The sequence below is a fragment of the Acidimicrobiales bacterium genome, assembly GCA_041394265.1.
Taxonomy (GTDB): domain Bacteria; phylum Actinomycetota; class Acidimicrobiia; order Acidimicrobiales; family SZUA-35; genus JBBQUN01.
Window position 1 is genome coordinate 95778 of record JAWKIO010000006.1, and the last position, 17557, is coordinate 113334.

The window sequence follows — 17557 nt, forward strand, 5'->3', positions numbered from 1 at the left end:
TCAGATCGTCGATCTCGTGCCTAGCGGTCGGTCAAGCCGAATTTCTCTTTGAGGATCGTATGGAAGTCGCGATCGCCCCGCACCAGGAAGGTGGCGCGGCGGCGTCCGCCCCGACACAGGACCGCATCGCCCGGTGTGAGCCGGGCGATCTGCTGGCCGTCGACGGTGACGATGCCGTCGCGGTAGCCGTCGATCACGAAGCGGACCTCGGTGCTCGGTGCCAACACGAGCGAACGGTCGAACACCATGTGGGCGGCAACCGGGGTGACGACCAGGGCCTCGAAGTTCGGCTCGACGATCGGCCCACCGGCCGACAGCGAGTAGGCGGTGCTCCCGGTCGGCGTGGAGATGATCAGGCCATCGGCCAGGTAGCGGGTGAAGTGACGACCGGCGATCCAGGCGTTGACCGACACCGTGTGCCCGCTCTCGGCCCGCTCGAGTACGACCTCGTTGAGGGCGAAGGTCGGCTCGGGTGGCGTGGCACCGTCGGCCCGTTCGAAGCTGATCTCGAGCAGCATCCGATGCTCGGGCGTGAGACCGCCGGCCAACCACTGATCGAGCACCGGCTCGAGTTCGTGCGGGTCGACTTCGGCCAGGTAGCCGAGGTGCCCGGCATTGATCCCGAGCAGCGGCACCCGGTCATCGACGGTCAGACGGGCAGCCCGGAGCATGGTGCCGTCGCCGCCGAGGCTGAGGCACAGGTCGAGTCCGGGGCCGAAGGCCTCGTCGCCGACACCGAGGTCGGGCCGACCGATCAACCCGGCGTCGACGCTCGGCAACACCCCGACCCGGCCGTTGGCCTCGCACCACGCCAACGCCCGCAGCGCCAGGTCTCGTACCTCCTCACGATGGTGGTGGATCACCAGTCCGATCGATCGTTGCTCGGTCACCGTGTTGTCCCTCGCGTGGTTGGTCGCAGCGTCTTGGGCTGCTCGCCTGCCGCCCCATCGATCAGGTCGCTGAGCGCAAGCGGATCGAGTGGCTCGGCTCCGACGACGAACCGACCGACGAACTCGATGTTGCCGTTGGTCCCGGTCACGGTGGATTGCACCAGATCGAGCATCGGCGCACCGGCCTCGACGCCGGCGTGAGCGACCTCGTGGAGGACTCGGCGCCACACCGAGGGATCGGTGATGATCCCCTTGCCCTTCGACGCCTCCTGACGGCCGGCTTCGAACTGCGGCTTGATCAGGAGCAGCATCGTGGCCCCTGGTGTGGCGCATCCCACCAGCGTCGGCAGGACGCGGCCGAGCGAGATGAACGACAGGTCGCCCACCACGAGGTCGACCGGACCGCCCAACTGCTCGACCGACAGGCTGCGCACATCGGTTTGTTCCCGCACGTCGACCCGGATGTCGGCGCGGAGGCGTTCGTGGAGCTGGTGCGTGCCGACGTCGACGGCGTAGACCCGCTCGGCGCCTCGTTGGAGGAGGCAATCGGTGAAGCCGCCGGTGGACGATCCGGCATCGAGGCATCGCAGGCCCGACGGGTCGACGCGGCAATGGTCGAGCGCGCCCGCCAGCTTCCCGCCCGCACGGCTCACGAACTTGGGCGGCGGCCCTGACAGCTTGACGTCTTGGCCGGGCAGCACCTGGCGGGCCGGCTTGTCGGCAATGGCGCCATCGACGAGCACTTTGCCCTCGTTGATCAGCCGAGCCGCCTGTTCGCGGCTGGGGACCAGGCCTCGCCGCAGCATCTCGGCGTCGAGTCGTCGGCGAACCGCCATCAGGCGTTGTCGTCGAGGGTGGCCACCAGGGATCCGAGATCGTCGGCGACGACATCGGGCGTTGGCTCGACCGGAAGATCACTGGCCGACACCACGCCGCTCAGCACGAGGCCGAAGCGATAGCCAAGGGCGACGGCGAAGGCACCGTCGGTCTCGGGTCGGTCACCGACCATGATGCCGTCGGAGCCGAATCGGGCCCGAACCAGATCGGCCTGGGGCTCGTGCGGCTTGCCGGCGATGATCGGCTGCTGGCCGGTGGCAGCCGCGACGGAGGCGACGATGGCCCCGGCGCCGGGATAGAAGCCGTTCTCGGTTGGGTAGGTCGGGTCGGTGTTGGTGGCGATGAACCTGGCGCCGCCGGCGACCGACTGCACTGCGAATCGGAGCCGGTCGTAGGACAGGTGCCAGTCGAGTCCGACCAACACGGCATCGACGCCGTCGGGCGACGAGGTCGTGTCTTCGATCAGGTGAGCGCCCCGAGCGCTTACGGCCTCGGCGATCCCCGGGCCGCCCAGCACGAACACCCGCTCGTCGGGCTCGACCAACGTGGCGCCGGCCATGGCCGATGAGATGAATCGGCCTGGTGCGTCGATCCCCATCGCTGCCAGCTTGGCTTCTTGCTCGCCGACGGTTGCGAAGGAGTTGTTGGTGACGAACACGACCTCGTGGCCCCGGTCGAGCAATCGGGAGACCGCTTCGGCCGAGCCCGGGATCGGCAGCTTGCCGGTCCACAGGACACCGTCGAGATCGAGCGCCCATGTCGTCACGGCTTCACCCTATCGAAACGAACCGGTTCGTCGCCGATCCGCAGGTGAGCCGTAGTGTGCTTTGCCTCTGGTCTGGGCCGGACCGTGATCTACAGTGCTACCCATGACTGACGTTCTGAGCTCACTTCCGGCCGGTGTGATCACCGGCGATGCCGTCCCCGCCGTCTTCGCCGAGGCCAAAGCCCGCGGGTTCGCCCTCCCTGCCGCCAACTGCATCGGCAGCAACTCGATCAACTCGGTCCTCGAAACGGCCGCCGCGGTCAACTCCCCGGCCATCATCCAGTTCTCGCACAGTGGCGGCGCCTTCATCGCCGGCAAGTCGATCACCGGCGGCGACACCGGCGCCATCCTCGGCTCGGTTGCGGGAGCCCAGCATGTGTGGACCATGGCCGAGGCGTACGGCGCCCGGGTCATGCTGCACACCGACCACGCCGCCAAGGACAAGCTCGGCTGGGTCAACGGTCTGCTCGACTACGGCGAGCGTCACTTCGAGACCAACGGTGTGCCGCTGTTCAGCTCGCACATGCTCGACCTTTCCGAGGAGTCGATCGAGGAGAATCTCGAGATCTGCTCCGCCACCCTGGAGCGGATGAGCAAGATCGGCATGACCCTCGAGATCGAGCTCGGCATCACCGGTGGGGAGGAAGACGGCGTCGACAACTCCGATGCCGACTCGGCTGACCTGTATTCGAAGCCTGAAGAGGTGGCCTACGCCTACGAGCAGCTGATGAAGATCTCCCCGAACTTCACCATCGCTGCGGCGTTCGGCAACGTCCACGGTGTGTACAAGCCCGGCAATGTGGTCCTGACCCCGTCGATCCTCGACGATTCGCAGCGCTACATCGCCGAGAAGTTCGGAACCGACGCGAAGCCGGTCAACTTCGTGTTCCATGGCGGGTCGGGCTCGACTGCCGCCGAGATCGAAGAGGCCATTTCGTACGGGGTCATCAAGATGAACATCGACACCGACTTGCAGTGGGCGTTCTGGGACGGCGTTCGTCAGTTCGAGGCCGAGAAGCACGATTATCTCCAGGGCCAGATCGGCAACCCTGACGGCGACGACAAGCCGAACAAGAAGGTCTACGACCCCCGGGTGTGGCTGCGGGCCGGCGAGACCTCCTTCGTCGCTCGCCTGAAGCAGGCCTTCGCCGAGCTGAACAACGTCGGCACGCTCGCCTGACCCACCGCCCCACCGGGGCGCCATGTCACCGCCCCACCGGGGCGCCATGTCACCGCCCCACCGGGGCGCCATGTGACCGCCGCTGATTCAGGCGGCCTCGTCGAGGCGTCGAATCACTTCGGCACACAGATTGCGTTTCGCGGTCGACGTACGGGCAATCACCTCTGCTCGGACGTCGACCGCGTGCGCGTTCGACCCTCCGACCCGGAAGAACCGGCGCTGCACGGTACCGAGGATCATGAGCCGGTCGTCGACGGCAACCTTCGGCAGCGACCGGGTAGGCCCTTGCCACGAGACCGGCACTGTACGTCGATCGGCGTCGGCCCCACTGACCAGGTCGAACGTCAGGAGCACGTCGTCGGACGGCAGGGCCCGCAGCACGGGCTCAGCGCGCACGGCTCCTCGGATGACGACGATGTTCTCCGACGATGGTGAGGCGGTCACTTGCTTCTTGGTGGCCATGTCGACCACTCCCCTCTTGATGCAATCGAGCGAATCGGTGTCGCTCGCTGGTTCGACGGGGGAAAAAGAACGTGTCACGTGCCGGTCGGATGTCTCGACCGATCGTGGTTGGTCAGCGTAGCTGTCGGGCGCGCTGAGCCGCGTCGCCGAAGTTGGGGCTCAGCTTGTCGATCTCGAGGAACAGTTTGCGCGCTCGCGACGCTTCGCCGTTGCGCTCGTAGAGATCGGCCAGGGCGTACCAACGTCGAAGATGGTGTTCCTTCGGCTTGCTCGGCGCTTTGGGCGCGGTCTCGAGGATTCGGATGGCGTCTTTGGGCTTGCCGTTGTCGGCCAATGCTCCCGCGTAGACGATCCGGCCTTCCTCGACCAGTTCCGCCGCCGGCGACGCCGCACCGAGCTCGAGCCACAGCGCCTCGACGGTGTCCCAATGACGAAGGGCTCGGTGACAGTCGGCCAGCACCGGGTGTTGCTCGACCGAGTTGGTCATGTCGGCAAACGACTGGAGTTCCTTGGCCGCCTGTGACCACCGGCCCTGTCGATAGAGCGAGAGGCCGAGCAGCTCCTGTACCTCGGGAACGCCAGGGGCGAGCTTGTTGATCGACACCAGCAGACGCTGAGCATCGGCGAAGCGCTCCGCCTCGAACGCGGTGGCGGCCTCGATGAGCCGGCGCCGGAGCTTCGACGTGGTGTCGCTGGCGACGCCAGGGAACACCACCTCGGACACATCGATCGTGCTCCCACCTCGGCGGCGCTTCTTGCCCGCCTTCGCCGGCGCCTCGTCGTCGATACGGGCGATCTCGACGGGGTCACGCAGCACCGGGGGCGGCGGCACCCGGCGGCGACGGCCTCCCCCGCTGCTCGGGCGAGAGTTCGACGGGCGCGGGTTCGATGACATCAGGCCAGGATAGGGCCACCTGAGCGCCAAAACGCCGAAAGCCCCATGCCGAAGCATGGGGCTTTCGTAAGAAATCCGGCGGCGACCTACTCTCCCAGGACGTCTCCATCCAAGTACCATCGGCGCAGGAGGGCTTAACTTCCGTGTTCGGAATGGGAACGGGTGTGACCCCTCCGCTATCGCCACCGAAATCTGTTGCACTGGTTCCAGATCGATGACCGATCGGACACAAGTTACGAACTTGTTTCTCAAGAATTCCACAGCGAGCACGAGCTGTAATAACCATAAGCCCTCGGCCTATTAGTACCAGTCAGCTGAATGTGTTACCACACTTACACGCCTGGCCTATCAACCTAGTCACCTACTAGGGGCCTTACCCGGTTAACCCGGTGGGAGATCTCATCTTGGAACGGGTTTCCCACTTAGATGCCTTCAGCGGTTATCCCTTCCGCAGGTCGCTAACCAGCCATGCTCCTGGCGGAACAACTGGCACACGAGAGCTGCGTCCATCCCGGTCCTCTCGTACTAGGGACAGACTTCCTCAAATCTCCTTCGGCTGCAGAGGATAGGGACCGAACTGTCTCACGACGTTCTAAACCCAGCTCGCGTACCGCTTTAATGGGCGAACAGCCCAACCCTTGGGACCTGCTTCAGCCCCAGGATGCGATGAGCCGACATCGAGGTGCCAAACCTTCCCGTCGATATGGACTCTTGGGGAAGATAAGCCTGTTATCCCCGGGGTACCTTTTATCCGTTTGCGACGGCCCTTCCATACGGCGCCGTCGGATCACTATGCCCTGCTTTCGCACCTGCTCGACCTGTCGGTCTCGCAGTCAAGCTCCCTTGTGCCATTGCACTCAACGACTGATGGCCGACCAGTCTGAGGGAACCTTTGGGCGCCTCCGTTACAATTTAGGAGGCGACCGCCCCAGTCAAACTACCCATCTGACACTGTTCCCGACCCAGATCATGGGCCCGGGTTAGACGTTCAATATAAACAGGGTGGTATTTCAACGATGGCTCCACCGATGCTGGCGCACCGACTTCCTAGCCTCCCACCTATCCTACACAATCTAGATCAAACGCCAATATCAAACTGTAGTAAAGGTCCACGGGGTCTTTCCGTCCTTCTGCAGCTAACGAGCATCTTTACTCGTACTTCAATTTCGCTGGGTCTGTGGTTGAGACAGTAGGGAAGTCGTTACGCCATTCGTGCAGGTCGGAACTTACCCGACAAGGAATTTCGCTACCTTAGGACGGTTATAGTTACCGCCGCCGTTTACTGGGGCTTAAATTCAAAGCTTCGTCTTGCGACTAACCTCTCCTCGTAACCTTCCAGCACCGGGCAGGCGTCAGAGCGTATACAGCGCCTTACGGCTTCGCACGCTCCTGTGTTTTTAGTAAACAGTCGCTTCCCTCTGGTTTGTGCCACCTCGTCGAGCTCCGGAAGCAAGTTCCATCACTCTAAAGAGGTCCTCTTTATCCCGAAGTTACAGAGGTATTTTGCCGAGTTCCTTAACCACAGTTCACCCACTCGCCTTGGTCTACTCGACCTATCCACCTGTGTCGGTTTCGGGTACGGGCGATGTAAGAACTCGCTAGAGGCTTTTCTTGGCAGTCTGGAATCAATGACTGACCACTGTGTGGCCGGCATCGCGTCTCAGGCTTCATGAGGTCCGGATTTACCTGGCCCTCGCCCTACACGCTTACCCAGGGACAACCAACGCCCCGGTTCACCTATCCTTCTGCGTCACCCCATTGCTAGCCGCGTCATCGTGGGTCGTTTCGCCTCCCGAAGGAGACAGCCACTTAGCAACAACAATTTGGCTCGGACGTGCTTACATCGGTACTGGAATATCAACCAGTTGTGCATCGACTACGCCTCTCGGCCTCGCCTTAGCTCCCGACTAACCCTGGGCGGACGAACCTTCCCCAGGAACCCTTGGATATTCGGCGGAGGAGATTCTCACTCCTCTTTCGCTACTCATGCCAACATTCGCACTCGACCACGCTCCACGGCTGGGTTATCCCGCCGCTTCATCGCAAGATCGACGCTCCGCTACCACGCACACAAAAGTGTGCATCCGCAGCTTCGGCTCTGGACTTGAGCCCCGTTACATTGTCCGCGCAAGATCACTCGACCAGTGAGCTATTACGCACTCTTTAAAGGGTGGCTGCTTCTAAGCCAACCTCCTGGCTGTCTGAGCAATCTCACATCGTTTACCACTTAGTCCAGAATTAGGGGCCTTAGCTGGCGGTCTGGGCTGTTTCCCTCTCGACCATCGAAGCTCATCCCCCGAGGTCTCACTGCTGCGCTCTGGAGCCATGGTATTCGGAGTTTGGTTGGGGTCAGTAAACTTGTGGGTCCCCTTGCCCATCCAGTAGCTCTACCTCCATGGCTGAACACGCAACGCTGCACCTAAATGCATTTCGCGGAGAACCAGCTATATCCGAGTTTGCTTGGCCTTTCACCCCTAACCACAGGTCATCCCCCCAGTTTTCAGCCTAGGTGGGTTCGCGCGTCCACGGGGTCTTACCCCCGCTTCCCACTGCCCATGGCTAGATCACTCGGCTTCGGGTCTGCAGCATGCGACTATGACGCCCTATTCAGACTCGCTTTCGCTCCGGCTTCCCCTCACGGGTTAACCTTGCCACATACCACAACTCGTTGGCTCATTCTTCAAAAGGCACGCTGTCGCCCCGAAAGGCTCCAACTGTTTGTAAACCAACGGTTTCAGGTACTATTTCACTCCCCTCCCGGGGTACTTTTCACCTTTCCCTCACGGTACTCGTTCACTATCGGTCGACTACGGATACTTAGCCTTACGAGATGGTCCTCGCAGATTCACACCAAGTTTCACGGGCTCGGTGCTACTCGGGTGTCTTGGAAGGAGGTGTCTACGTTTCGTGTACGGGGCTATTACCCTCTGTGACCGGACTTTCCAGACCGTTCCACTACGGAGACACTTTGTAACTCCTCGACAGCTCTGACGTACTGTCATCAAGATCCCACAACCCCACACCAGCAACGCCGTCAGGCTTGACACTGGTGTGGTTTAGGCTCTTCCCATTTCGCTCGCCGCTACTCAGGGAGTCGTTTTTACTTTCCGTTCCTTGCGGTACTTAGATGTTTCAGTTCCCGCAGTTCCCTCTACCGCTGCTATGTGTTCACAGCGGAGTAACAATCCATAACGATTGCTGGGTTTCCCCATTCAGACATCCTCGGATCAACCCTTATTCGGCAGGTCCCCGAGGCTTATCGCAGCCAATCACGTCTTTCATCGGTCGTAGTCGCCAAGGCATCCACCGTTGGCTCTTAATAGCTTGTGGGTATTACATTCAAAATCAGCGAACTGATAAATCAGTTCAAAGATGCTCGTGCTCGCTATGCAATTCTCAAGAAACATGGAGTGAGCTACACCAGCTCCCTCAAAGCGGAAGAGACGAAGAACGATGAAGAGCCCCGTGAGGGGCTCGACGTAGCGTGTGTCAACTGAGATGCCCAGCACCCCGGGTTGCTCGTTTGGCAACCATCGGCTTGCTGAGCTCCTTAGAAAGGAGGTGATCCAGCCGCACCTTCCGGTACGGCTACCTTGTTACGACTTCACCCCAATCGCCACCCCCACCTTCGAACACTCCCTCCCTTGCGGGTAAGGCCATGTGCTTCGGGTGTTGGCAACTTTCGTGGTGTGACGGGCGGTGTGTACAAGGCCCGGGAACGTATTCACCCCGGCGTTGCTGATCCGGGATTACTAGCAACTCCAGCTTCATGGAGTCGAGTTGCAGACTCCAATCCGAACTGAGACCGGCTTTAAGGGATTCGCTTCACCTCGCGGTGTTGCAGCCCGTTGTACCGGCCATTGTAGCATGTTTGCAGCCCTAGGCATAAGGGGCATGATGACTTGACGTCATCCCCACCTTCCTCCGAGTTGACCCCGGCAGTCTCTTACGAGTCCTCAGCATTACCTGTTAGCAACATAAGACGAGGGTTGCGCTCGTTGCGGGACTTAACCCAACATCTCACGACACGAGCTGACGACAGCCATGCACCACCTGTGTAGAGCCCCGAAGGACACCATATCTCTATAGCTTTTCTCTACATGTCAAACCTAGGTAAGGTTCTTCGCGTTGCCTCGAATTAAGCAACATGCTCCGCTGCTTGTGCGGGCCCCCGTCAATTCCTTTGAGTTTTAGCCTTGCGGCCGTACTCCCCAGGCGGGGCACTTAATGCGTTAGCTTCGGCACGGAAACCGTTGAAAGTCCCCACACCTAGTGCCCACCGTTTACGGCGTGGACTACCAGGGTATCTAATCCTGTTTGCTACCCACGCTTTCGCTCCTCAGTGTCAGTGCCGGCCCAGAGTGCTGCCTTCGCAATAGGTGTTCCTTCTAATATCTGCGCATTTCACCGCTACACTAGAAATTCCACACTCCTCTACCGGACTCAAGTCAGCGCAGTATCGGATGGCGTCTCCAAGTTGAGCCTGGAGTTTTCACATCCGACTTACGCAACCACCTACGAGCCCTTTACGCCCAATAAATCCGGACAACGCTCGCCCCCTACGTCTTACCGCGGCTGCTGGCACGTAGTTGGCCGGGGCTTCTTCTGTAGGTACCGTCATTTTCGTCCCTACTGAAAGGGGTTTACGACCCTAGGGCCTTCATCCCCCACGCGGCGTCGCTGCATCAGGCTTTCGCCCATTGTGCAAGATTCCCCACTGCTGCCTCCCGTAGGAGTCTGGGCCGTGTCTCAGTCCCAGTGTGGCTGATCGTTCTCTCAAACCAGCTACCCGTCGATGCCTTGGTGAGCCGTTACCTCACCAACAAGCTGATAGGCCGCGAGGCCGTCCCAAAGCGATAAATCTTTCCGCTACAGATCATTCGGTCCGTAGAGGGCATCCGGTATTAGCTCAGGTTTCCCTGAGTTATTCCCGACTTTGGGGTAGGTTCCTCACGTGTTACTCACCCGTTCGCCACTCTCTCATGTGACCCGAAGGTCGAGAGCGTTCGACTTGCATGTGTTAAGCACGCCGCCAGCGTTCGTCCTGAGCCAGGATCAAACTCTCCATCAGAGAATCTGTCCGGAACCTGGGAAAGGCTCCGAACGTGATCCGGTTGCCGAATGCAAGTACCAACTCGCATCCAGCGTGGCTTTTTTTGTTCTTATGACGGGGCTTCAAGATGTTCTCCTCGGCCGAAACCTCGGAGGCGGTCATCGTGAAGCTCCGCACACGCTGCGTACTTCGTCTCTTCCGTTTTCAAGGAACTGGTCCGCTGACGGCACACAAAAGCTGGGATTCTTGGAACCTCAACACCTTTGGAGGTGCGGTTGCGTCTCTCATGGAGGCGCTGAGCGGGCTCTGGCTGCGTTGCTTCAGGGCTGGTGTTGCGTGCCCCGTGCTCGCTGGCCGACTGATAAAGATAGAGCGGTTCGCACTTCCCCACAACCCCCGCGTCGGCAATTTTCCAAATTTCGTGACATCGATGTGATTTCAACCGACCACGCGGACCAGGAACACCTGCTTCTTCCCTCTTCTGACCAGGAGAAACTCGTCGTGGAGGAGGTCGTCGACACTCACCACGGCGGTGCCAGAAATCTTGGCATCGTTGAGAGAAATCCCGTTCTGATCCAGGAGCCGGGTGGCTTCTCCGTTCGAGGATGTGACGCCGGTCTCGCGCAGGAAGGCGACTGCGCCGGGACGGTCCGCGAGGAACGATCGATCGAGGGTCGTAGTCGGCAGTTCGTGGGCCAGTGTGTGCAACACCCCACGGTCGAGGTCGGCCACCGCTCCCCCGCCGAACATCACTTCCGACGCCGAGACGGCTGCCCGGGCTGCTTCTTCGCCGTGCACCAAGGCCGTGACCTCCCACGCCAGACGCAACTGACCAATCCGCCGGTGCGGAGCGGACTGGTGCTCACCCGCGATCTCGTCGATTTCATCGAGCGGGAGCAGCGTGAGTTGCGCCAGCAGCTTGGCGACCTCGTCGTCGTCGACCTGGATCCACGCCTGGTAGAAGCGGTACGGGCTCATCCGCTCGGCACTCAGCCACATGGTGTCGCCACCGGCGGTCTTGCCGTACTTGGTGCCGTCGGGCTTGGTCAGCAACGGCCAGGTGAGTGCGAACGCTCGGCGCCCGTAGCGGCGGCGGATCAGATCGGTGCCGAGGGTGATGTTCCCCCACTGGTCCGAACCTCCCATCTGCATCTCGCAACCCTCGTTCTCGCTCAACCAGGCAAAGTCGTGCGCCTGGAGGAGCATGTAGCTGAACTCGGTGAACGAGAGTCCGTTTTCGGAGTCGAGCCGATTCCGGACTGACTCCTTCGCCATCATCTGGTTCACGGTGACGTGTTTGCCGACGTCGCGCAGGAAGGTGAGGAACGAGACGCCCACCGTCCACGCCCGGTTGTCGAGCAACTTGGCCGGGTTGTCGGTGGAGTCGAAATCGAGGAACTGCCGCAACTGCGGGACGATGCCGGCGAGATTGTTCGCCAGCGCATCGTCGTCGAGAAGGTTCCGCTCGTCGGACTTGCCCGACGGATCACCCACCATGCCGGTGGCGCCGCCGGCCAGCGAGATCACTCGGTGCCCGGCATCTTGGAACCGCCGCAGCATCAACAGGCCCACCAGGTTGCCGGCGTGCAGGCTGTCGGCCGTTGGGTCGAAGCCGACGTAGACGGTGATCGGTCCCTCGGACAGCCGCTCGGCGAGTTCGGCCCGATCGGTGCTGTCCTGGATCAGTCCACGGGCCACCAGATCGGTGAGAAGGTCGGGATCGGTCGTACGGTCGCTGGGGACGGTGTTCGTCGGCATGCCTTCACTGTAGAGAGGCGCCCGGGCGCGATCTCCCATTTCCCGGCTCGACTGGTTGACTGAGGTCGTGCACTCGTTCACCAAAGTCGCCATGTCGGTCACGGTCGTCGCATCGTTCGGGCTGTGGGGCTACGCCCTGTCGGGGAAGGCAGCTCGGGTCGCTCCCGACACCTTCGACGACCCGGCGTTCGCCGCCTCGCTCGAGTCGGTGTGCAGCGAGGCGATGACCACCTTCGATGCACTCCCCAATGCCGAGGTGGCCGAGGACAACGTCGAGCGAGCCGTCCAGATCACCGACCGCAATGCCGTGCTCATCGCCATGATCGATGACCTCGAGGCCGTGCCCGCCACCACGGATCGAGACGCCGGGCTCGCTGGCGAATGGCTCGCTGACTGGCGCACCTATGTGAGTGAGCGGCAGGACTACGCCGATCGGTTCGCCGAGGACGCCACCGCCGTTGCCTACTTCTCGGCCGTCGGCGGCGAACGCATCGAGAAGCGCATCACCCGGCTGGCCGACACCAACCTGATGTTCTCGTGCGAGACCCCAACGGATGTCGGCTGAAACCCTTGTCGGCTGAAACCCGTCGGCCCTGGCGGGCCTTTGGGGTTTCTTGGAGTTGCTCGCTGCGCTCGCAACATCCCACCTTCGCTATGCCAAGTGGGATGCCATTGCTAGGCCTTTGCGGAAGAGGCGTTTGAGTTCGCCGTCGTCCATGTAGGACGACGCTTCGGCGGCGGTCACCCATCGGGCATCGAGGGCTTCGTGGTTGTGATCGGCCTCGGCGCCAGCCGGGGCCAGCACCAGGAACCGCACGTCGAGATGGAGGTGGGCCGGCTCGTCACCACGTTCGGGAATCTCGTGGATGTCGAGATCGATCGCCGGCAGCACGAGCGACAGTCCGTCGAGACCGGTCTCCTCGGTCGCCTCGCGCAGCGCCACCCTGCCGAGATCGCCATCGCCATCGGCATGTCCGCCGGGCTGCAGCCAGCGATCGAGCTTGGCGTGATGAATGAGCAACGAGGCGCCTCGGCTCGGGTCGACGACCAAGGCCGACCCGGTGAGATGCCCCGCCAGGCAACTGCGGTGCAGCGCGTCCGGATGCTCGGAGCAGAAGTCGAGGATCGACCGACGAGCGGCAGGGTCGACGTCGACCGCCTCTCGTACGAAGGTCTTGGCCAGCTCGAGGTCGGTACGCGACGTTGCCACGGCGCGAGACTACTCCGGGTGGCCGGGCTACCGATCGACCCAGACGTGCCGATGGGAGCCGATGTCAGCTGCACCCTCCGGACCTCCGCCCCTGGTGGCGCGCCTGGTGATGTACCTGACCCAGACCATCGGCGTCTCACTCGCCTCGATCGTGGTGATGACCATGCTCACCTCGGCCTGGTGGCGGCTGACGCCCCACCGCGAGGTCGACATCCTCGTCTACGACCAGAACGTGCCGAACGAGACCTACGGCCAACACGGTGCACTGGCCCAGATCTTCGAGTATCACCGGGTGCCGTATGCGCTCGATGACTATGTGGGCCTCACCCCCGGCACGTGGGAACCCCACGGCGAATGGCCCGAGCAGCAGCCCGACCTGATCGTGCTCGCCGATGTCACCGGGGTGTACCTCGACGAGAACAACGAGCCAGACGAATTCGGAGGCCGGCCGGTCGGCGAGGTGATCTGGCCCAGCCAGGCCGAGGACATCCAACGGTGGGTCGCCGCCGGCACGCCGGCATACGGCGAGTTCTCCATGGTCGTCGAACCGACGCCCGGACGAGCAGGTGCCATCCTCGAAGACGTGTTCGGTGTGTCCTCCACTGGCTGGCGCATCCGGATGTTCGATGACCTGACCCTCGTGTCGCCCGGCATTCGAAACCTTGGTGCCTACCCCTGGCCGTACACCGGGCGCGGGCTCGTTGCCGTGTCGGGCCCTGCCGGTGGTCGGAACCAGGGACGCAATCTCGTGGTGCTGACCGAGGAACAGCTCGATGGGTTCGAGATCCGGATCATCGGCGGACCTCCCGGCAGTCCGGGCGGCAACGCCCGCTTCGACGGCTGGGTCGAGGTCGTCCAGCCCGATCCCGGGACCGAACTCGACGCCGTGTTCGAGCTGCCGGTCAACGCCGACGGCGCCAAGATGCTCGCCCGCATGGGACTCCCCACTCGGTTCGCCGCTCTGGTCCGTACCGACCGCACCCTGTACTTCGCAGGCGACGGCCTGCGAGACGAGACCCCGTTCCGGCTGCGCAAGCTGAAAGGGGGCGCCACGTTCACCCGACTCGTGACCGGCGACGAGTTCCAGTTCCTCTACCAGGTGCTGGAACCTTCGTTTGGTTGGCTGCTCGATCGGGTTCCCGAATCGACCGATCAGGTGGCGTCGACGGACTGAGCGATCGGGAGCAGACCTCGCCGAGGGGTGCTCACGTGGCGATCGCCGGCGATCGCGAATCGCCATGGCCAGTCCACCGCCTTCGAGATCCCGACCCGAGGCCCCGACACGATCCTGACCGGGATGGAGCCAGTCGCGTGATCGAGCCGGACCGCACTGTCAGGGTCGAGCACGTCGACACCGTCGTGTGCGAGCCCGATGCCCAACGCTTCGGTGAGCTTCCCCGGCCCGTTGCAGTAGTCGACCGTCCGCTTCGCCCGAGGTCGAGCAACAGCCATCTCGGCCAGGCCCTCGATCGGCTCGAGCGCCCGAATCAGGACCGCTGACGCCTGGCCCTCGGGTCCGCACACCACGTTGGCGCAGCAGTGGATCCCGTAGCTCAGGTAGACGTAGAGACCGCCCGGCGGTCCGAACATCGTGGCGTTTCGGGGCGTGCGGCCTCGGGCTGCATGGCTGGCGGGGTCATCGGCACCGCCGTATGCCTCGACTTCGACGATCCGTCCTGCCCGCTCGCCACACCGCAACACGAGCCCGAGCAACATCGGTGCCACCTCGATCGCCGGGTGCTCGAGGTCGATCCCCACCGAAGGTGCAGCCGAGCGACTCGCCTGCCGCCTCGAGTCGCCCGACTCGTTGGGCGTCAACTCTGCGGACCGACTCAGACTCGGGCCCGATCGGCCGCCAAACGCTCCCGGAACCGCTCCAGCTGCACGGCGACCGCATCTGGACCCCCGCCGCCGGGTGTGTTCCGGCCCCGTGCCGAGGCACCGGGAGCGAAGATGGCCGCCGCCTCGGCGCCGAGCTCGGGGTGATCGGCCACGAGATCCGGCAGCGACCCCTCACCCGCCAACGCCGATCGCACGAGTTCGCCAACGATCGCGTGGGCGGCTCGGAACGGGGTGCCTCGGCGAACCAGGAAGTCGGCGAGGTCGGTGGCCGCAGCGTACGGCGAGTTGGCCTGGGCCGCCATGGTGTCGGTGTTGAACGTGAGCGTGGCGAGCATCCCGTCGAGCGCCAGGAGCGTGAGGCGAATCGTGTCGCACGCGTCGAACAGGGGCTCTTTGTCCTCCTGCAGATCCTTGTTGTAGGTCAGCGGTAGACCCTTGAGGGTGGTGAGCAGACCGGTGAGGTGGCCGACCAGTCGTCCCGCCTTGCCCCTCGCCAGTTCTGCGATGTCGGGGTTCTTCTTCTGCGGCATCATCGACGAACCGGTCGAAAAGCCGTCATCGAGGGTGACGAATCCGAACTCCTGGGTTGCCCAGAGGATGACCTCTTCGCCGATGCGTGAAAGATGCACGCCGAGTACGGCGAGCGCGTAGAGCGAGTCGAGCACGAAGTCGCGATCGCCCACCGCATCGAGCGAGTTCTCGAACCGGGCGCCGAATCCGAGCGCCGCCGCGGTCTGGTCGGGATCGAGCGGAAGCGACGAACCGGCCAGTGCGCCGGCGCCGAGTGGCGACACATCGGTGCGGCGACGGGCATCGAGCAACCGGTCGACGTCTCGCGACATCGCCCAGCAATGGGCCAGGAGATGGTGCGCGAGCATGACCGGCATCGCCTGCTGGAGGTGGGTGTAGGCGGGAAGATAGGCGTCGATGTTCGCCTCGGCCTGTGTCAGCAGCGTCGACTGCACCTGCAGCACGAGTGCGGCGAGATCGCCGAGCTCGCGCTTGGTCCACAACCGCAGGTCGGTGGCGACCTGGTCGTTGCGGCTTCGCCCGGTGTGGAGCTTCGCCCCCGCTGGTGCCAGCTCGGTGACCCGCCGCTCGACGGCGGTGTGGATGTCTTCGTCGGAGGGCAGGAACCGGAACGCACCGGACTCGATCTCGCCCTCGACCGCGTCGAGCGCCGCCAGGATCGCGTCACGCTCCTCGGCGGACACCAATCCGACGGCGGCGAGCATGGTGACGTGGGCACGCGAGCCCTCGATGTCCTGGGCGTACATCCGCTGGTCGAACGGCAGCGAGTCGTTCAGCTGCTGCAACGCCTCGGACGGCCCGCCGGCGAACCGGCCATGCCACAGGGTCTTGCCCGTCGCTGCGTCGTCGGTCATGCCTGAGCGCCGCGCTTGGAGGCCAGGGTGCGCAGCCGCAGCGCGTTGAGCTTGATGAAGCCTTCGGCGTCGGCCTGGTTGTAGGCGCCGCCGTCGTCTTCGAACGTGGCGATCTTCTCGTCGAACAGTGACTCGGCCGAACGCCGGCCGACGACGTCGACGTTGCCCTTGTAGAGCTTGACCCGCACCTCGCCGTTGACGTGCAACTGGCTGTGGTCGATCGCCTGCTGCAACATCACTCGCTCGGGGGCGAACCAGTAGCCGTTGTAGATCATCTTGGCGTAGCGAGGCATGAGGTCGTCCTTGAGATGGCATACCTCACGATCCAGGGTGATCGACTCGATCGCCCGGTGGGCCCGCAGCATGATCGTGCCGCCCGGGGTCTCGTAGGCGCCACGGCTCTTGATCCCGACGAACCGGTTCTCGACGATGTCGAGCCGACCGATGCCGTTGGCACCGCCGAGCTCGTTGAGCTTGGTGAGCACCTGCGCCGGTGTCATCGACACCCCATCGATGGCGACGATGTCGCCCTTTTCGTAGGTGAGGTCGACATAGGTGGCGTCGTTGGGAGCCATCTCGGGGCTGACCGACCAGCGCCACATCTCGCTCGGCGGCTCGGTCCAGGGATCTTCGAGCGGCCCGCCCTCATAGGAGATGTGCAGGAGGTTGGCATCCATCGAGAACGGGGACTTCTTGCCCCGGGCCATTTCGATCGGGATGTTGCGATCGGCGGCGTAGGCCATGAGCTTCTCGCGGCTGAGCAGATCCCACTCGCGCCAGGGGGCGATGACCTTGATCCCGGGCTCGAGCGCGTAGGCGTTGAGCTCGAAGCGCACCTGGTCGTTGCCCTTGCCGGTGGCGCCGTGGGAGATGGTGTCGGCGCCGGTCTGGCGAGCGACCTCGACCAGGCGCTTGGCGATCAGTGGTCGAGCGATCGAGGTCCCGAGCAGATACTCGCCCTCGTAGATGGTGTTGGCCCGGAACATCGGGAACACGAAGTCGCGGACGAACTCTTCCTTCACGTCGTCGATGAAGATCGACTCCTCGGGCACGCCCATCTGGAGCGCCTTCTGTCGAGCGGGTTCGAGCTCCTCACCCTGGCCGAGGTCGGCCGTGTAGGTGACGACCTCACAGTCGTAGGTGTCCTTCAACCACTGGAGGATGACGGAGGTGTCGAGGCCACCGGAATAGGCCAGAACGACCTTCTCCACCTTGTCGGACTTGGTGTTGTCTTGAACGGCCACGGGGGCGCTCCTTGGCTCTGAGGGTTTGCGGGAAG

At 63.1% G+C, this 17557-nt stretch carries 13 protein-coding genes and 3 rRNA genes; 3 read left to right on the top strand and 13 right to left on the bottom strand.

Annotated elements, in window-relative coordinates; translation table 11 throughout:
• Positions 1-20: 20 nt before the first annotated feature.
• From R2733_24765 to R2733_24775, 3 genes are read right to left on the bottom strand one after another with little or no spacing between them, the layout of a single operon-like run.
• Complete coding sequence (locus R2733_24765) at positions 21-890, bottom strand: NAD(+)/NADH kinase (protein ID MEZ5379732.1); 870 nt, start codon at positions 888-890, stop codon at positions 21-23.
• Positions 887-1726 carry a TlyA family RNA methyltransferase gene (locus tag R2733_24770; protein ID MEZ5379733.1) on the bottom strand — a complete coding sequence of 280 codons (840 nt, stop codon included), beginning with the start codon at positions 1724-1726 and terminating at the stop codon, positions 887-889. Before R2733_24770 ends, R2733_24765 begins: the two co-directional genes overlap by 4 nt.
• On the bottom strand, positions 1726-2493 hold the full coding sequence (locus R2733_24775; protein ID MEZ5379734.1) for an HAD-IIA family hydrolase: 768 nt from the start codon (positions 2491-2493) through the stop codon (positions 1726-1728). Before R2733_24775 ends, R2733_24770 begins: the two co-directional genes overlap by 1 nt.
• A 103-nt stretch (positions 2494-2596) precedes the next feature.
• On the opposite strand from R2733_24775, the gene fbaA reads away from it, so the two are divergent.
• Positions 2597-3673: a class II fructose-bisphosphate aldolase gene (gene fbaA, locus R2733_24780; protein MEZ5379735.1), complete on the top strand. Its 1077-nt coding sequence runs from the start codon at positions 2597-2599 to the stop codon at positions 3671-3673.
• Positions 3674-3760: 87 nt separating this feature from the next.
• Here fbaA and R2733_24785 read toward each other — a convergent pair whose 3' ends face one another.
• The 6 genes from R2733_24785 to tyrS all read right to left on the bottom strand — a co-directional run bounded on the left by R2733_24785 (position 3761) and on the right by tyrS (position 11841).
• Positions 3761-4135 carry a hypothetical protein gene (locus R2733_24785; protein ID MEZ5379736.1) on the bottom strand — a complete coding sequence of 125 codons (375 nt, stop codon included), beginning with the start codon at positions 4133-4135 and terminating at the stop codon, positions 3761-3763.
• A 112-nt stretch (positions 4136-4247) separates the two neighbouring features.
• Positions 4248-5030, bottom strand: a complete 783-nt coding sequence (locus tag R2733_24790; GenBank protein MEZ5379737.1) for a tetratricopeptide repeat protein — start codon at positions 5028-5030, stop codon at positions 4248-4250.
• Between the two features lie 73 nt (positions 5031-5103).
• Positions 5104-5220: ribosomal RNA gene (rrf, locus tag R2733_24795) — 5S ribosomal RNA — on the bottom strand.
• 90 nt (positions 5221-5310) lie between these two features.
• Positions 5311-8360 (bottom strand): 23S ribosomal RNA (locus R2733_24800).
• 224 nt (positions 8361-8584) lie between these two features.
• Positions 8585-10101: ribosomal RNA gene (locus R2733_24805) — 16S ribosomal RNA — on the bottom strand.
• Together the 16S, 23S and 5S rRNA genes form the textbook arrangement of a ribosomal RNA operon.
• A gap of 420 nt (positions 10102-10521) precedes the next feature.
• Positions 10522-11841: a tyrosine--tRNA ligase gene (tyrS, locus tag R2733_24810; protein MEZ5379738.1), complete on the bottom strand. Its 1320-nt coding sequence runs from the start codon at positions 11839-11841 to the stop codon at positions 10522-10524.
• A gap of 67 nt (positions 11842-11908) precedes the next feature.
• On the opposite strand from tyrS, the gene R2733_24815 reads away from it, so the two are divergent.
• Positions 11909-12406: a hypothetical protein gene (locus R2733_24815; GenBank protein ID MEZ5379739.1), complete on the top strand. Its 498-nt coding sequence runs from the start codon at positions 11909-11911 to the stop codon at positions 12404-12406.
• A gap of 87 nt (positions 12407-12493) precedes the next feature.
• Here the strand turns inward: R2733_24815 and R2733_24820 are convergent, their stop codons facing one another.
• Positions 12494-13051: an NUDIX hydrolase gene (locus R2733_24820; protein MEZ5379740.1), complete on the bottom strand. Its 558-nt coding sequence runs from the start codon at positions 13049-13051 to the stop codon at positions 12494-12496.
• A 61-nt stretch (positions 13052-13112) separates the two neighbouring features.
• Here R2733_24820 and R2733_24825 point away from each other — a divergent pair, with 61 nt between their 5' ends.
• On the top strand, positions 13113-14225 hold the full coding sequence (locus R2733_24825; protein MEZ5379741.1) for a hypothetical protein: 1113 nt from the start codon (positions 13113-13115) through the stop codon (positions 14223-14225).
• Here R2733_24825 and R2733_24830 read toward each other — a convergent pair.
• From R2733_24830 to R2733_24840, 3 genes are all read right to left on the bottom strand, one after another.
• Positions 14204-14809, bottom strand: a complete 606-nt coding sequence (locus R2733_24830) for a DNA-3-methyladenine glycosylase (protein ID MEZ5379742.1) — start codon at positions 14807-14809, stop codon at positions 14204-14206. The two genes, R2733_24825 and R2733_24830, sit on opposite strands and share 22 nt — an antisense overlap.
• A 74-nt stretch (positions 14810-14883) precedes the next feature.
• Positions 14884-16278 (bottom strand): argininosuccinate lyase, encoded by a 1395-nt coding sequence (argH, locus tag R2733_24835; protein ID MEZ5379743.1) that lies wholly within the window; start codon positions 16276-16278, stop codon positions 14884-14886.
• Positions 16275-17522, bottom strand: coding sequence for an argininosuccinate synthase (locus R2733_24840; GenBank protein MEZ5379744.1), 1248 nt, complete (start codon positions 17520-17522; stop codon positions 16275-16277). The genes argH and R2733_24840 overlap by 4 nt, the downstream gene beginning before the upstream one ends.
• Positions 17523-17557: the final 35 nt, after the last annotated feature.

Excerpts from the sequence above, each read along its gene's own strand:
- R2733_24785 (MEZ5379736.1), bottom strand. The coding sequence starts at position 4,135 with ATGGCCACCAAGAAGCAAGTGACCGCCTCACCATCGTCGGAGAACATC.
- R2733_24790 (MEZ5379737.1), bottom strand. The coding sequence starts at position 5,030 with ATGTCATCGAACCCGCGCCCGTCGAACTCTCGCCCGAGCAGCGGGGGA.
- argH (MEZ5379743.1), bottom strand. The coding sequence starts at position 16,278 with ATGACCGACGACGCAGCGACGGGCAAGACCCTGTGGCATGGCCGGTTC.
- tyrS (MEZ5379738.1), bottom strand. The coding sequence starts at position 11,841 with ATGCCGACGAACACCGTCCCCAGCGACCGTACGACCGATCCCGACCTT.
- fbaA (MEZ5379735.1), top strand. The coding sequence starts at position 2,597 with ATGACTGACGTTCTGAGCTCACTTCCGGCCGGTGTGATCACCGGCGAT.
- R2733_24770 (MEZ5379733.1), bottom strand. The coding sequence starts at position 1,726 with ATGGCGGTTCGCCGACGACTCGACGCCGAGATGCTGCGGCGAGGCCTG.
- R2733_24825 (MEZ5379741.1), top strand. The coding sequence starts at position 13,113 with ATGTCAGCTGCACCCTCCGGACCTCCGCCCCTGGTGGCGCGCCTGGTG.